The 15,255-nt window shown below is 72.2% G+C and carries 11 protein-coding genes; 3 read left to right on the top strand and 8 right to left on the bottom strand.

The window, feature by feature from the left end; genetic code table 11:
• Nucleotides 1-91 precede the first annotated feature (91 nt).
• Together AOQ53_RS22350 and AOQ53_RS22345 are read left to right on the top strand one after the other, a co-directional pair.
• Nucleotides 92-2,137, top strand: coding sequence for a SpoIIE family protein phosphatase (locus tag AOQ53_RS22350; protein WP_059419866.1), 2,046 nt, complete (start codon nt 92-94; stop codon nt 2,135-2,137).
• Nucleotides 2,138-2,369: 232 nt separating this feature from the next.
• A complete protein-coding gene (locus AOQ53_RS22345; RefSeq protein WP_059419865.1) occupies nt 2,370-4,037 on the top strand; it encodes an ATP-binding cassette domain-containing protein in 1,668 nt (555 codons plus the stop codon).
• A gap of 36 nt (nt 4,038-4,073) precedes the next feature.
• Here AOQ53_RS22345 and AOQ53_RS22340 read toward each other — a convergent pair whose 3' ends face one another.
• The 8 genes from AOQ53_RS22340 to AOQ53_RS22305 all read right to left on the bottom strand — a co-directional run bounded on the left by AOQ53_RS22340 (nt 4,074) and on the right by AOQ53_RS22305 (nt 14,022).
• Complete coding sequence (locus tag AOQ53_RS22340) at nt 4,074-4,583, bottom strand: O-acetyl-ADP-ribose deacetylase (RefSeq protein ID WP_059419864.1); 510 nt, start codon at nt 4,581-4,583, stop codon at nt 4,074-4,076.
• Nucleotides 4,580-5,989, bottom strand: a complete 1,410-nt coding sequence (locus tag AOQ53_RS22335) for a phytoene desaturase family protein (RefSeq protein WP_059419862.1) — start codon at nt 5,987-5,989, stop codon at nt 4,580-4,582. The genes AOQ53_RS22340 and AOQ53_RS22335 overlap by 4 nt, the downstream gene beginning before the upstream one ends.
• A gap of 150 nt (nt 5,990-6,139) precedes the next feature.
• Nucleotides 6,140-6,985: an inositol monophosphatase family protein gene (locus AOQ53_RS22330; RefSeq protein ID WP_059419861.1), complete on the bottom strand. Its 846-nt coding sequence runs from the start codon at nt 6,983-6,985 to the stop codon at nt 6,140-6,142.
• A gap of 117 nt (nt 6,986-7,102) precedes the next feature.
• A complete protein-coding gene (locus AOQ53_RS22325) occupies nt 7,103-8,932 on the bottom strand; it encodes a gamma-glutamyltransferase family protein (protein ID WP_059419860.1) in 1,830 nt (609 codons plus the stop codon).
• A 212-nt stretch (nt 8,933-9,144) separates the two neighbouring features.
• A complete protein-coding gene (locus tag AOQ53_RS22320; RefSeq protein WP_059419858.1) occupies nt 9,145-10,263 on the bottom strand; it encodes an XdhC family protein in 1,119 nt (372 codons plus the stop codon).
• Nucleotides 10,260-12,440 carry a xanthine dehydrogenase family protein molybdopterin-binding subunit gene (locus AOQ53_RS22315; RefSeq protein WP_059419857.1) on the bottom strand — a complete coding sequence of 727 codons (2,181 nt, stop codon included), beginning with the start codon at nt 12,438-12,440 and terminating at the stop codon, nt 10,260-10,262. Before AOQ53_RS22315 ends, AOQ53_RS22320 begins: the two co-directional genes overlap by 4 nt.
• Entirely contained in the window at nt 12,437-13,423 is a 987-nt protein-coding gene (locus tag AOQ53_RS22310) for an FAD binding domain-containing protein (RefSeq protein WP_059419855.1), read from the bottom strand. Before AOQ53_RS22310 ends, AOQ53_RS22315 begins: the two co-directional genes overlap by 4 nt.
• Nucleotides 13,420-14,022 carry a (2Fe-2S)-binding protein gene (locus tag AOQ53_RS22305; RefSeq protein WP_059419854.1) on the bottom strand — a complete coding sequence of 201 codons (603 nt, stop codon included), beginning with the start codon at nt 14,020-14,022 and terminating at the stop codon, nt 13,420-13,422. The genes AOQ53_RS22310 and AOQ53_RS22305 overlap by 4 nt, the downstream gene beginning before the upstream one ends.
• Nucleotides 14,023-14,198: 176 nt before the next feature.
• On the opposite strand from AOQ53_RS22305, the gene AOQ53_RS22300 reads away from it, so the two are divergent.
• Nucleotides 14,199-15,161 (top strand): LysR family transcriptional regulator, encoded by a 963-nt coding sequence (locus tag AOQ53_RS22300; protein WP_063888938.1) that lies wholly within the window; start codon nt 14,199-14,201, stop codon nt 15,159-15,161.
• The last annotated feature ends 94 nt before the right edge of the window (nt 15,162-15,255 follow it).

Genomic DNA, 15,255 nt, shown 5'->3' with positions numbered 1-15,255 from the left:
TGCCGCTCCTCCGACCGTAATGTGACCTCATCGACAGCCTGCGCAACAGATCTTGGCCGGACCTTTTGCCGCGCCGGAAGGAGCGGCTCGCATGAACGGGTATGCGACTTCGGATCGCGACGCCGTCCCGGCCGCGCCCGGTGGGCTGCTGGATCTGCTGAAGGTCGCGGCCGTGGTCCTGGACGGCGGCGGGCACATCGCGCTGTGGAGCCCCGAGATCGAGCAGCTGCTCGGCTACACCGCCGAGGAGGCCCTGCGGCAGCGCGCCGACACGCTCCTGGTCGCGCCCGAGAACCGCTCCCGGGGCAGGGAGCTGTTCGCCCAGGTCAGGTCGGGGAACCGCTGGGCCGGTGTCTTCCCGCTGCGGCACCGCGACGGCACGGAACGCGCCGTGGAGTTCCGCACGATGCGGCTTCTCGACAGCGAGGGGCAGCCCCACCTGCTGGGACTCGCCACGGACGCGACGATGGTACGGCAGGTGGAGCGGGACCTCGCTCTCTCGCACAGCCTCGTCACCCAGACCCCGCTCGGCATCGCCGTCTTCGACAACGACCTGCGCTGGGTCGGGGTCAACCCCGCGCTGGAGCGGATAAACGGCGTGCCCGAGGAGGCCCTGCTGGGCCGCAGGATCGGCGAGGTGCTGCCGGGTCTGGACGTCGAGGCCATCGAGGCCCGGATGCGGCACGTCCTGAAGACCGGCAGACCGCTGCTCGACCAGCAGACCATCGGCCGCACGGCGGCGGACGAACACGACCGCGCCTACTCGGAGTCGTATCACCGCATCGAGGGCACCGACGGCCGGGTGCTCGGTCTCGCGATGGCCGTGCTGGACGTCACCGAGCGCCAGCAGGCCGCGGCCGAGGTCGCGCAGGCACGCCAGCACCTGTCGGTGATCGCCGACGCCGGCGTGCGGATCGGCACGACGCTGGACCTTCAGCAGACCGCCCGGGAGCTGGCCGACGTGGTGGTGTCGCACCTCGCGGACCTGGCCGCCGTGGACGTCCTGGAGTCCGTCGTGGCCCACGGCACGATCGTGCCGGTGTCGGGCGGCGCGCCCGCCGAGTTCCGGGCACTGGCCGTCGCGGCGGGCTACCCGACCGACGCCATCCACGCCGCCGACCCGGTCGGCGAGCTGGCCACCTACGCCTCGTCGCGGATCATCACGCAGTGCGTCCGCAGGGCCCGCCCGGTCCTGGTCGAGCGCGTGGATTCGAAGATGATGCGGCGCATCGCCCGGGACGCGCGGGCCGCCCAGACCCTGCGCGAGGCCGGAGCGCACTCCTATATGGCGGTGCCGCTGATGGCCCGGGGCAAGGTGCTCGGCACCCTCACCCTGTACCGCACGGTCGACGAACGCCCCTTCGACGACCGGGACCAGACGCTCGCCTCGGAGCTCGCCGCGCGCGCCGCGATCTGCATCGACAACGCCCGCCTCTACGGCCGGGAACGCGGCACCGCCCTGACGCTCCAGCGCAGTCTGCTCCCGACCACGCCCGCCGAGCGGGAGGGCCTCGACATCGCCGCCCGCTACCGCCCGGCCCTCAGCGAGGTCGGCGGCGACTGGTACGACGTGCTGCCGCTGGGCCCGGGCCGCACCGGGCTCGTGGTGGGCGACGTCATGGGCAAGGGCGTCCAGGCCGCGGCGATCATGGGGCAGCTGAGCACGGCGACGCGAGCGCTGGCCCGGCTGGACCTGCCGCCCGCCGAGCTGCTGCGGCACCTCGACGACATCGCCGGCTCGCTCGGCGACGCGATCGCCACGTGCGTGTACGCGGTGTGCGATCTGCGGGCCGGCATCTGCTCGCTGTCCAGCGCCGGTCATCTGCCGCCCGTGCTCGCCGGGGCGGACGGCGCCGCGAGACTCGTCGAGGTGCCCGGCGGCGTGCCGCTGGGGGTGGGCGGCGTGGAGTTCGGCACCGTGGAACTGGAGCTCGCGCCGGGCTCCCTGCTCGCCCTGTACACCGACGGGCTGGTCGAGAAGCGGGGGGAGCCGATCGACACCGGCCTCACCACGCTGACCCGCCTCCTGGGGAACGCGGGACCCAGCCTGCAACGGACCAGTGACAGCCTCCTCAGCGCGCTGAGCCCGGAGCCCGACGACGACGTCGCGCTCCTGCTGGTCCGCACCCGTCTCTGAGCGCGCGGCCACAACTGTTAGCGTATTCGCGTGAGTTACGTTCTCTACCTCTGATCCGGGCCACTGGCTCCGCCCCTCGCATGCCCTGACGAACACGGGCCGAGGCGCCGGGAGCCGCGACGTCGCCCACGGCCCGCCCTGTTCCGGGCCGGCCGTCCGTCGGATCTGAAGGCCCGCTCGCATCCCCGCCCGAACCGGGGGTGAAGTGTGCCTCCTCACGGAGGAAGAGAACGTGACCACCCTTGCCCTGCCTGCCCGCGACCGGGCCCAGCTGACCTGCGCCCGCGTCCGCGTCGACCGCGGTGGCCGCACCGTGCTGCACGACGTCGAGACGAGGGTCTCCCCCGGATCGCGCTGGGGTGTCGTCGGCGAGAACGGACGCGGCAAGTCGACCCTGTTGCACGTCCTGGCCGGCCTGCTGACCCCGGACGAGGGGACCGTGCACCGCGTGGGCGCCCTCGCCCTGGCCGAGCAGGAGATGCCGGCCGAGGACGAGCGCACGGTCGGCGGCTTCATCGACGAGTACCTGGCCGACGCCCGCACCGCACTGCGCGATCTGGACGCCGCCGCGGAAGCCCTCGCGGCGGAACGTCCCGGTGCCGAACAGGCCTATGCCGACGCCCTGGAGGCGGCGCAGGCGCTCGACGCCTGGGACGCCGACCGCCGGGTGGACGTGGCCCTGGACGGCCTCGGTGCGGTCAGCGACCGCACCCGTCCCCTGGCCACGCTGTCGGTCGGCCATCGCTACCGGATCCGGCTGGCCTGCCTGCTGGGCGCCGAGCACGATTTCCTGCTCCTGGACGAGCCCACCAACCACCTGGGCCTGGCGGGGCTGGAGTACCTCACCGCCAGGCTGCGCGCCCACGGCGGCGGTGTCGTGGTGGTCAGCCACGACCGGGCGCTGCTCGCGGACGTGGCCACCACGATCCTCGACCTCGACCCGACCCGCGACGGCCGGCCGGGCGTGTACGGCGGTGGCTACGCCGGCTACCGGGAGGGCCGCGAGGCCGAACTGGTGCGCTGGGAGGAGGAGTACGAGCAGCAGCAGACCGAACACGTCCGCCTCCAGCAGGCCCTGTCGGAGGCGCAGAACCGGCTGAGCACCGGCTGGCGACCGCCCAAGGGCACCGGCAGGCACCAACGCGCCACCCGCGCCGGTGCCCTGGTGCGCTCCGTCCACCGGCGCCAGGACGACCTGGACCGGCACCAGGTCACCGCGCCGGTGCCGCCGCGGCGTTTCTCGATGCCCGGCCTGCCCGCCCGGCCGGGCGTCGTCCTGCTGCGGGCGGAGGAGGTGACGGCCGGCGGGCGGCTGCACCACTCGACGAGCCTGTCGGTGACGTCCGGCGACAGACTGGCCGTCACCGGCCCGAACGGCGCGGGCAAGTCCACGCTCCTGTCCGTCCTGGCCGGGAAGCTCGTCCCGGACACGGGCCGGGTGCACCGGGCCCGCGAGGTGCGGCTGCATCTGCTCGGGCAGGAGTCGCCACGGGCGACCCACCGGCGGGCCCGTGACCTCTACGAGGCCCACACCGCGCACCTGGTCACGGCGGGCGTGCTGGAGGAGGGCGAGGTCGTGGGGCTCGGCTCGCTGGGTCTGCTCACCTCACGCGACGCCGGCAAGCCGGTGGCCGAGCTGTCGATGGGTCAGCAACGGCGCCTGGACCTGGCCTTGGCGCTGGCCGCCCGCCCGCACGTCCTGCTGCTGGACGAGCCCACCAACCACCTGTCCATCGCCCTGGTCGACGAGCTCACGGAAGCGCTGCACAGCACGGACGCGGCCGTCGTCATGGCGACCCACGACCGCCAGATGCGGCGCGACATCAACGGCTGGCCGCACCTCGCGCTGGCGCCGCGCCGGCAGTGCAAGCAGGGCCGGACATGTCCTGCCCGCACCTGAGCGTGTACCTCACGGGTTGTCCGTGGGCTGTTCGCGTCAGCTCAGTTGTCGGGCGAACGCCTCGTACGCCCGCTCGTCGAAGAGCACGAACCTGACCTCCTCGACGTCCGTCCGCGCCGCGCGCACCGTGTCCACCGCGATGCGCGCGGCGTCCCCCATCGGATAGCGGTAGACGCCGGTGGAGATCGCCGGGAAGGCGACGGTCCGGGCGCCGAGTTCATCGGCGACGCGGAGGGACTCGCGGTAGCAGGAGGCGAGGAGGGCGGAGCGGTCCTCGGTCGCGCTGAAGACGGGGCCGACCGTGTGGATCACCCACCGGGCGTCCAGGTCGCCCGCGGTGGTGGCGACCGCCTGGCCGGTGGGCAGGCCCTTGCCGTACCGAGAGACGCGCAGCTTCCGGCACTCCTTCAGGATCGCGGGGCCGCCGCGCCGGTGGATCGCTCCGTCGACCCCTCCCCCGCCCAGCAGCGAGGAGTTGGCCGCGTTGACGATGGCGTCGACGCTCTGGCGTGTGATGTCGCCCTGGACGAGTTCGATGGTCGTCATGTCTGCCTCAGTCGCTTCCAGACGGCCTTCGCCGCGTTGTGCCCCGACATGCCGTGCACGCCGGGGCCCGGAGGAGTCGCCGACGAGCAGATGAAGACGGCCGGGTGGGGGGTGTGGTACGGGAACAGGGTCGGTTTGGGGCGCAGCAGGATCTGGAGGCCGGAGACCGCGCCGGAGGCGATGTCGCCGCCGACGTAGTTGGCGTTGCGGGCGGCGAGTTGGGGCGGGCCCGCGGTGGCGCGGGCCAGGACGCGGTCGCGGAATCCCGGGGCGAAACGCTCCAGTTGGCGCTCGACGGCGTCGGTGAGGTCGCCGGTCCAGCCATGCGGGACGTGGCCGTAGGCCCAGAAGACGTGCTTGCCCGCCGGGGCCCGGGTGGGGTCGACGACGCTCGGCTGGACCGTGATCAGGAACGGTTTGTCGGGGGCCCGGCCCTCCCGGGACGCCGCGCGCAGGGCCGTGCCGATCTCCGCGCGGTTGGCGCCGATCTGCACCGTGCCGGCGACGCGGGCCTCCTTCGCGGTCCACGGCACGGGGCCGTCCAGCGCGTAGTCGATCTTGAAGGCGCCCGGTCCGTAGCGGTAGTCCGCGTAGTGGTTGCCGAAGCCGGCGATGCGGGCCAGGGCGGTGGGTGAGGTGTCGAAGACGTACGCGCGGGCCGGCGGCAGGTCGTCGAGGCGCTTGACCTCGTAGTCGGTGTGGACGCTGCCGCCGAGGTCGCGCAGGTAGGCGGCGAGGGCGTCGGAGATGGCCTGGGAGCCGCCGCGGGCGACGGGCCAGCCGCGGGCGTGTGCGGCGAGGGCGAAGACCAGGCCGATGGCGCTGGTGGCGAAGCCGCCGAGCGGTGCCATGACATGCGCGACGAGCCCGGCGAACAGCGTCCTGGCCGGTTCGTCGCGGAAACGGCGCATCAGGAGGGTCGACGGGGGCAGACCGACCAGGCCGAAACGGGCGAGGGTGACCGGGTCGCGGGGCAGCGCGGTGAGCGGCAGGGACATGAAGTCGCGGACCAACGCGTCCCACCTGGGCAGGAAGGGCTCGATGAGCCTGCGGTACGCCCCGGCGTCGCGCGGCCCGAAGGAGGCGGCCGTCTCGCCCACCGACCGGGCCAGTACGGCCGCCGAGCCGTCCGGGAAGGGGTGCGCCATGGGGAGCTCGGCGTGCAGCCATTCCAGGCCGTAGCGCTGGAGCGGCAGGGCGCGGAACGCGGGTGAGTTGATGGCGAGCGGGTGCGCCGCGGAGCACGGGTCGTGCCGGAAGCCCGGCAGGGTGAGCTCCTCGGTGCGGGCGCCGCCGCCCACCGTGCCCTGGGCCTCGAAAACGGCGACGGAGAAGCCGCGGCGGGCCAGCTCCACGGCCGCGGTCAGTCCGTTCGGCCCCGCACCCACTACGACGGCATCGAGCATCGACGGCACCTTCGGACCCCTTCGTCAGCCGACGGCCACTGAGGATCAGGATAGGCCCGGGGACTGACAGTCACCGGCCGCGGGTGGTTTCGCGCGGGAAGGACGGCCGGAGTGCCACCTGGGCGACAGGACGTGCACGGTCCGTGACGGTCAGGCTCCGCCCGCCAGCAGTGCCACCACCCGGCGGGCGGTGGCCGCGTCGCGGGCCGCGGTGAAGGGCAGGGCGTTGCCGCCCGTGATGCGGAAGGGCTCGCCCGCGAGGGTCAGGTGGGCGCCGCCCGCCTCCTCGACCAGGAGCAGACCTGCCGCGTGATCCCATGCGGCTTCCCACGAGAAGGCAGTGGCGTCGGACTCCCCCTGTGCGATGGCGAGGTACTCCAGTCCGGCCGAGCCGCACGAGCGCGGTGCCACACCGTCGGTGCGCAGGCCGAGCAGGGCGTGCTTCTGCTCGTCCGTCGTGTAGTCCGGGTGGGAGGTGGCCACGCGGAGGTCCCGGCCGGGCTCGGGCACACCGGCGAACAGCCGCTGTCCGTCGAGGTAGGCGCCCTTGCCCCGCTGGGCGGTGGCGAGCCGGTCACTGGCGGCGGCGTAGGTCCAGGAGGCGAGCAGGGTGCCGCCGTGAGCCAGGGCGACCAGGGTGCAGAAGCCCGGCTCGCCGTGCACGAACTGCCGTGTCCCGTCGACCGGGTCGACGATCCAGACCGGGGCCTCGCCGCGCAGCGCCTCGTAGGACGCCGGGTTCGCGTGGACCGCCTCCTCGCCGACCACGACCGAGCCGGGCAGCAGGGCGACCAGTGCCTCGGTCAGGTACAGCTCGGCCTTGCGGTCGGCGTCGGTGACCAGGTCGTGCGGGCCGGCCTTCTGGTCGACCTCGTGTGCGGCGAGCCGGCGCCAGCGCGGCATGATCTCGGCGGCGGCCGCCCTGCGAATCTCCTCCTCGACGTCGGAGGCGTGCTGTGCGAGAAACTCTTCGATGGTTTCGGTGCTGTCGATCACCCCTCCATCACAACACGCGGCACTGACAATCCCCACCCGCCGGGTGCACTCCGGGTGGCATCACGATGAACAGCGACGTGTCCGTACGGGATCCACAGCCAGGGGCACGCGGCGGGATCACCGCCCGACCGCGTAGCCCTGCATGCCGCGCGGGTTCGCCGCCGCCGAAAGGACGCCCGTCTCCGGGTCCCGCGCGACCGCGCACAGCCGGCCTTCCGACCAGGGGCCGCCGACGGTCACCTCGTGGCCGCGCCGCCGCAGCTCCTCGACGACGGCCGGGTCCGTGCGGGACTCCACGGTGACGCTCCCCGGGCGCATGCCGCGCGGGTAGAAGGAGCCGGGGAAGCTGTCGTTGTGCCAGTTCGGGGCGTCGATCGCGCCCTGGAGGTCCAGGCCGCCGCGCACCTGCGCGCGCAGCGCGACCGCCAGGAGGAAATGCAGCTGCCACTGATCCTGCTGGTCCCCGCCCGGTGTGCCGAACGCCATGACGGGCACGCCCTCGCGCAGGGCGATCGAGGGCGTGAGGGTGGTGCGGGGGCGGCGTCCCGGGGTGAGGGAGTTCGGCAGGCCCTCTTCCAGCCAGGCCATCTGGAGCCGGGTGCCGAGCGGGAAGCCGAGTTCGGGCACGACGGGGTTGGACTGGAGCCAGCCGCCGCTGGGGGTGGCCGAGATCATGTTGCCCCAGCGGTCGACGACGTCGAGGTGGCAGGTGTCGCCGCGGGTGGTCCCGTCGGCGGTGACCTCCGGTTCGCCCGGCACGGGGGACGTGGGGCTCTTGGCGACCGTCGGCTCACCGACGCCCAGGGCGTCGAAGCCCTCCTGGGCGGCGGCCGCCACGCGCGCGTGCGCGCACAGTCGCGGGGTGCGTCCGCCGGGGCTGCCGGGCCGCAGGTCGTGGCTCGCCTTCTCACCGACGAGGGCGCGGCGGGCCGTGTTGTACCCGTCGGACAGCAAGTCGTCGAGCGGCACGTCGGCGGCGTCCCCGTACCAGGCCTCCCGGTCGGCCATGGCGAGTTTGCAGCCCTCGACCAGCAGGTGGACGTAGTCGGCCGAGCCGTACCGGGGCAGCTCGGGCGGGAGGAGGGCGAGCTGCTGGAGGAGGACCGGGCCCTGGCTCCAGGGGCCCGGCTTGCACACGGTCCAGCCGTTCCAGTCGTACGACACCGGTGTCTCGTAGGTGGCGGACCATGCGGCGAGGTCGGCGGCCGTGAGGGTGCCGGTATGGCGTTCGCCGCTGGTGTCCATGGTGGGCTGCCCGGCCTGCCGTACCAGGGCCTCGGCTATGAAGCCGGAGCGCCACACCTCCCGCGCGGCCTCGATCCGCGCCTCCCGGCCCCCCGCTCCGGCGGTCTCGGCGAGCAGGCGCTTCCAGGTGGCGGCGAGCGCGGGGTTGCGCAGCAGTTCGCCGGGGCGCGGGGCCTTCCCGCCGGGCAGGTAGGCCTCCGCCGACGAGGTCCATTCCGTCTCGAACAGCTCGCGCACGGTCTCGACTGTCTCACCGACGCGTTCCACGGGCGCGTGCCCGTGCTCGGCGTACCCGACGGCGTACTTCAGGACGTCGGCGAGGGACTTGGTGCCGTGGTCGCGCAGCAGCACCATCCAGGCGTCGAACGCACCCGGCACGGCGGCGGCGAGCGGCCCGGTGCCGGGGACGAGGTCGAGGCCGAGGCCCCGGTAGTGGGCGACAGTCGCCCCGGCCGGTGCGACGCCCTGCCCGCACAGCACCCGTACCTCGCCGCCGCCCGGGGCGAGCAGGATCGGCACCTCGCCGGCCGGGCCGTTGAGGTGCGGCTCGACGACATGCAGCACGAACGCGCCCGCCACGGCCGCGTCGTAGGCGTTGCCGCCGTCCTCCAGGACGGCCATCGCCGACTGCGAGGCGAGCCAGTGGGTGGAGGACACCATGCCGAAGGTGCCCCTCAGGGTGGGGCGAGTCGTGAACTGCATACCTGACCTCGGTGTTCCTTTACGTCGACGGTCCTGTGCGAGGCAGACCGACGCTGCCCCCTCTGACCAAGCACAATGGGCGCCCAGGTAGGCGCCGGACCCTCCTGGTCACGGGCCCCCTCCGCGGAACCGACGCGGCGCTCATCGCCTCCTCGCGATATTCCACACACACAGAACCCAAAACCGACGGCGATGTGCGTCCGGACCGCCGATCACCCGGCTGCCCGCACGGCGTGGACCGGGCCGCCGCGGTCGGACAGGCGCACTCCGCGGCCGCCGTGCCGGGTGGCGATGATCTCGGCAGCGATGGATACGGCGGTCTCCGCGGCGGAACGCCCGCCGAGGTCGAGCCCTACCGGGGAGGACAGCCGCGCCAGAGCGGGCGAGGTGACGCCGGCCTCGCGCAGGGCCGCGGTGCGGCGTTGATGAGTGCGACGCGAACCCAGCGCGCCCACATACTCGACATCCAGTCCCAGTGCGGTCTCCAGCAGCGGGATGTCGAACTTCGGGTCATGGCTGAAGGACACGATCACCGACCGCGCGTCCACCCTCCCGGCCGCCGCCTCTTCGGCCAGATACTCGTCGGGCCGGGCCACCACGACTTCGTCGGCGTCCGGGAAGCGATCGGCTGTGGTGAACACCTGGCGGGCATCGCACACGGTGACCTGGTAGCCCAGCGTCCGTCCGATCGAGGTGAGGGCTGTGGCGAAGACTCCGGCGCCGAACAGCAGCATCCGCGGGGGCGGCGTCAGCGAGCGTACGAAGATGCGGATGCCCTCGGTGTCGTAGCTCAACAGCGCGTTGTCACCGTTGCGCAGCAGTGCCCGTGCGTCGTCCATCAGGTCCGGTGGGGTGTGCGGCGGGCGCAGGCTGCCGTGGTGGTCGTGGGCGCGCAGGGCCACATGTGTGCCGACGGCCTCCGGACGCGGATGGTCGAGCACGGTGGCGACGGCTATGGGGGTGCCGGCCCGCACGGATACCATCACCTTGGCCAGCTCGGGGAAGGTGCGGAGGTCGACGGGCTCGACGAAGATCTCCAGAGTGCCGCCGCAGGTGAGGCCGACGGCGAAAGCGTCGTCATCGCTGATTCCGTAGGACGCCTGCTGGGGGGTTCCGTTCAAAATGGCTTCACGGGTCCGTTCGAGGACGTCGCTCTCGACGCAGCCGCCGGACACGGAGCCCACGACGCGCCCCTGGGGGGTGAGGGCCATGGCTGACCCTGCCGGGCGCGGAGCGGAGCCGAAGGTGCGCACCACCGTCGCCAGACCGGAGCGCTCGCCGGACGACCATGCCTCGTACAGTGCGTCCCAGACGTCGTCGTGGCCGGTCACAGCAGCTTGTCCTGGGTGAGGGGCAGGTCGCGCACACGCTTGCCGGTGGCGTGGAAGACGGCGTTGGCGATGGCGGCGGTGACCCCGGTCATGGGGGTCTCGCCGAAGCCGCGGGCGCCCAGGGCGTCGCTGGCCGGGTCGGGTTCGTCGATGAACTGCACCTGGATGTCGGGGATGTCGGCGTTGACCGGCATCAGGTAGCCGGAGAGGTTCGGGTTGACGATCCTCGCCGTCGCGGGATCGACGAGGGTGTGCTCGAAGAGCGTGAAACCGATGCCCCAGATCACACCGCCGAGGACCTGACTGCGAGCGGTCTTGCGGTTGAGGACGGTGCCCGGGTCGTAGCAGCCGGCCACGCGGGTCACCCGGACCCGGCCGAGCAGCGGGTCGACGCGGACTTCGGCGAAGACGGCGCCGGTCGAGTAGCCGAGTGGGGTGTTGACGGGTTCGACCTGGAAGGTCAGGGGCTTGCCGCCGTGCCCGACCACCGAGCGATGACTCACCCGGACGCGGGGGTCGGCGGTGTCGAAGAGATGGCCGTCGGCGGTGTCCACGCGCCCGGCGGGGACGCCGCGCAGCGGGGAGCCGGGCTGGGTCACGGCCATGTCGATGACGGCCTTGCGGGCGGCGGTGCACACCCGGTTGACAGCGCTGCCGACGCCGGGTGCGGTGGTGGAGGCGCCGGAGGCGAAGCTGAAGGGGAAGGCGCTGTCGCCGAGTTCGAAGGTCACGTCGGAGACCGGCACGCCGAGCACTTCGCCGGCGATCTGCGTCATGATCGTGTACGTGCCTGTGCCGTTGTCCTGAGTGGCGACCTGGATGAGTACCTTGCCGTCGGTGCCGAGAGTCATCCGGGCACCCGCACCGGGCCTGCCGCCGGCGGTGTGCGCGGAGGTGGCCATGCCCCAGCCGACGAGTTCGGCGCCGTCGCGCATCGAGCGGGGTCGCGCCTCGCGCCGGGACCAGCCGAACATCGTCGCCGCGCGGTCGTAGCACTCACGGAGGTGATTGCTGCCCCACTCCTGGCCGTTCTCCATGTTCCGCGCGCTCCAGTTGCGCTTGCGCAGTTCGACCGGGTCCATGCCCAGGGCGTAGGCGAGTTCGTCGAGGGCCGCCTCCTGGGCGTGGCTGGTGCACGCTTCCGGAGAGCGCATGAAGCTCTGGGTAGGCAGATCCAGGCGTACGGCGCGCTGCTCGTTGGACAGGTTGGGGATGTCGTACAGCATGCGGATCGGTTCGCTGCTGTTGAACAGTGCGATGTCGTTGCGGGTGATCTGCTGGGTGATGACGTGGTTCAGCGCGGTGACACGGCCGTCGTTGCGGGCGCCGAGCTCGATCGTCTGGTGGGTCTGGGCGCGGTGGCCGTTGGAGGTGAACATCTGCGCGCGGGACAGGACGAGCTTGACCGGGCGGCCGAGCGCACGGGCGGCGGCGCAGGTCAGTACGGTGTGCGGCCAGACGGGGCCCTTGGTGCCGAAGCCGCCGCCGAGGTAACGGGAGATGACCCGGACGTCGGCGAGCGGGACCTCCAGGGCCTGGCTGACGACCTGCCGGGTGCCGTCCACTCCCTGTGTGGTCTCGTACACCGTCACCTTCGGCCCCTCCCATGCGGCCGTGGTGGCATGGGGCTCGATCGGGTTGTGGTGGTGCATGGGGATCGTGTACTCGGCCTTGACCCGGACGTCCGCCTGGGCCATGCCGGCCGCCGCGTCGCCGCGCCGGAAGGTGTTGGGGCCGTCCGGCCCGACAGGCGGCAGGAACACCTCGCCCTGGGCCAACTCGCCCTGGGGTGCGCCCGATTCCTCGTAGTCGGCCTCGATCAGTTCCGCCGCCCGCTGTGCCTGTTCCAGGGTCTGCGCGACCACGAAGGCGATGGGCTGGCCCGCGTGGTGGATCTCCGGAGTCTGGACGGGAATGAACGACTTGAAGAACGTACGGTAGGTGGGCTGCGTCAGACGCGGCATCGTCTCGTGGGTGTAGACGGCGATCACGCCGCGCACCGCTTCGGCGGCCCGGGTGTCGATCCGGGTGATCCGGCCGCGGGCGACGGTGCTCATCGCCATGAACGCGTGGGCCAGACGGGGCAGCTTCACATCAGCGGTGTACTCGGCTGCGCCTGTCACCTTGAGCCGGGACTCGACACGGGACAGCGGGCGGCCGACGACGTCGGTGCTCATCGGGAACCTCCGGTGTAACGGCCGAGCACGTCCTGGAGCGCGCGCTGCACCAGCTCGACCTTGAACGCGTTGTCCTCTCGCGGCCGGGCGCCCCGGACGAGCACGCGTCCGGCCGCCGCGATGCTCTGCTCGGTCAGCGCCCGGCCGCGCAGGGCGGCTTCGGCCTCGGCGGAGCGCCAGGGGCGGGTGGCGACACCGCCGAAGGCGAGGCGGGCCTCCTCGACGGTTCGGCCGTTCATCCGCAGCACGGCGGCGACGGACACGACCGCGAACTCGAAGCCGGCCCGGTCGCGCACCTTCAGGTAGCGCTGGCGGCTTCCCGGGGCCGGCAACGGCACCTCGACCGCGGTGATCAGCTCACCGTGCCGCAGGGTGTTCTCGATGTGCGGAGTGTCCTCGGGCGCCCGGTGGAAGTCGGCCATGGCGATGGTCCGCGCGCCGTCCGGGCCGAGCGTGTGAATCGTGGCGTCCAGGACACGCAGGGCGACCGCGAGATCGGAAGGGTGAACGGCGATGCAGTGGTCGCTGCCGCCGAGGATCGCGTGCCAACGGTTGCGGCCCTCCAGCGCGGCACAGCCGGACCCCGGCTCGCGCTTGTTGCAGGCGAAGCCCTGCCCGCGGAAGTACCAGCAGCGGGTGCGCTGGAGCAGGTTGCCGCCGATCGAGGCCCTGTTGCGGACCTGCGGGGAGGCTCCGGCGAGCAGCGCCTGGGACAGCACGGGCAGTCGCTTGCGGACCACCGGGTGCAAGGCCACGTCCGCCATTCTGGCCAATGCGCCGATGCGCAATCTGCCCCTTGACTCCTCGATGCCGTGGAGCGGCAGGCGGTTGATGTCGACCACCAGGTCGTGGTCCTCGGCGCCGTCCTTCATCAGGTTCAGCAGGTCCGTGCCGCCGGCGACGAACGTGGCATCGGCGCTGCGGGCGACGAGCCGTACGGCCTCGGCGGCCCGGTCCGCGCGCGCGTAGGCGAAGTCCCTCATCGCCGCACCGCCTTCGCCGCGTCGGCCACGGCGTCGACGATGTTCGGGTAACAGCTGCACCGGCACAGGTTGCCGCTCATCCACTCCCGGATCTCCTCCTCGGAGTCGGCGTGGCCTTCCTCGATGCACGCCACCGCGGACATGATCTGTCCGGGTGTGCAGATGCCGCACTGGAAGGCGTCCCGGCGGACGAACGCCTCCTGCACCGGGTGCAGTTGCGCCCCCTGGGCAAGTCCTTCGATGGTGGTGATGGAGCGGCCTTCCTCCATCATGGCCAGTGTCAGGCACGACTTGACGCGCCGACCGTCGACGAGCACCGTGCAGGCCCCGCACTCCCCCCGGTCGCAGCCCTTCTTGGTGCCGGTGAGGCCGGCGTGCTCACGCAGCGCGTCGAGCAGGGTGACGCGGGCCTCGACTGCCGGGAGCCGGTGCTGGGCGCCGTTGATGTCCAGCTTGAGGTTGCCGGCCGTTCGGGGCTGTTCCGCTGGTGCGACCGCGGGCTGCGCCGTGGCCGGGTCGGCCCCTGGGAGGGGAGCCATGACCGCGGCCGCCGCGACGCCCCCGGATTTCAGTACGCTGCGCCTGCTGTGTTGGGACATGGATGAGTTACTCCTTGTGTACCCGGAGTGGGCGAGTTGGAAGCGAGCCTGACGCGGTGGGAAGGCAGTCGTCCAACGCAAAGAGTGCATACTCGCGATGTGTTGAACGCATGATGAGGTCCGAAAGCAGGGCTCTTTATGCGTAGCCTGCATGGAGGCGTCATACGCTCTGTGCCATGTCGCACTTGCGGAACGCGGATTTGAATCTCCTCCAAGCGCTCGCGGTGCTGCTCGAGGAGAGGCACGTCACGCGGGCCGCCGATCGTTTCCACCTGAGTCAGTCGGCGATGAGTCGCGTCCTGCTTCGGCTCAGGGAGACGTTCGGCGACGAACTCATGGTGCGCACGCGGGGCGGGTACGAACCGACCCCCCGTGGATTGCAGATCCAGTCGGAGCTCGCCGAACTCCTTCCCCGCCTGGAAGCGCTGCTGCGCGGGGATGCCTTCGACCCCTCGACGGCGAACCGCCACTTCCGCGTTCACTGCACCGACTTCGCCACCTCGCTGTTCGGTCCGGCCCTCTTCCCGCGCTTCTTCCGCGAGGCTCCGGGTATGTCGCTGACTGTCGCACCGGTGAGCGACCACTCCTTCGCCGATGTGGAGCAGGGCCGCGCGGACCTGGTCTTCTCCGGTGTCGTGGCACCGCGTGCGCTGCGCTGGGAGACGTTGTTCGAAGAGGAATTCGCGTGCCTGATGTCCCGCGACCATCCCGTGGCCGGGGACCCGTTGACCATGGACGACTTCATCGCCTACCCGCACGTCGTCGTCAAGCTCTTCGCCGAGGGCCAGGCCATGGTCGAGCGCCGACTCGACGAATACGGACTGCGCCGTCCCGTGGGTCTGCGCGTGCCCTACTTCTCCGCGGCGGTGACCGCGGTGCCGGGCACTGAACTCATCGCCACCCTCCCGCGCCGCGCCGTTCTCGCATACGCCGACGACCCGGCCTACCGCGTCGCCGCACCCCCGGAAGAACTCCTGCCCTTCCCCTACGGCATCGCATGGCATCCCCGTGTCGACGGTGACCCCGCCCACCAGTGGCTGCGGCGAGTGGTGCGGGAGACCGCCACGCAGGTGATCGGGCGTGGGCCGGCGGACGATGACTCGGCGGCGGAAGCCCCCGCTGGGCGATACTCGGGCTGACGGAGCGGATAGCGGGATGCTGGAGACACCATGCGGATGTTCTGTGTCCTCGCCGTCCTGGTGGCCGCGAACCTGCTCAACAACTGGCTCGCGC

Origin of the sequence: Streptomyces azureus, from assembly GCF_001270025.1 — a bacterium.
Lineage (GTDB): Bacteria > Actinomycetota > Actinomycetes > Streptomycetales > Streptomycetaceae > Streptomyces > Streptomyces azureus.
Note: the sequence above shows the minus strand (reverse complement) of the source record. Positions and strands in the feature narration are given on the sequence as shown.

Excerpts from the sequence above, each read along its gene's own strand:
- AOQ53_RS22350 (WP_059419866.1), top strand. The coding sequence starts at position 92 with ATGAACGGGTATGCGACTTCGGATCGCGACGCCGTCCCGGCCGCGCCC.
- AOQ53_RS22340 (WP_059419864.1), bottom strand. The coding sequence starts at position 4,583 with ATGACGACCATCGAACTCGTCCAGGGCGACATCACACGCCAGAGCGTC.
- AOQ53_RS22335 (WP_059419862.1), bottom strand. The coding sequence starts at position 5,989 with ATGCTCGATGCCGTCGTAGTGGGTGCGGGGCCGAACGGACTGACCGCG.
- AOQ53_RS22325 (WP_059419860.1), bottom strand. The coding sequence starts at position 8,932 with ATGCAGTTCACGACTCGCCCCACCCTGAGGGGCACCTTCGGCATGGTG.
- AOQ53_RS22315 (WP_059419857.1), bottom strand. The coding sequence starts at position 12,440 with ATGAGCACCGACGTCGTCGGCCGCCCGCTGTCCCGTGTCGAGTCCCGG.
- AOQ53_RS22310 (WP_059419855.1), bottom strand. The coding sequence starts at position 13,423 with ATGAGGGACTTCGCCTACGCGCGCGCGGACCGGGCCGCCGAGGCCGTA.
- AOQ53_RS22305 (WP_059419854.1), bottom strand. The coding sequence starts at position 14,022 with ATGTCCCAACACAGCAGGCGCAGCGTACTGAAATCCGGGGGCGTCGCG.
- AOQ53_RS22300 (WP_063888938.1), top strand. The coding sequence starts at position 14,199 with ATGTCGCACTTGCGGAACGCGGATTTGAATCTCCTCCAAGCGCTCGCG.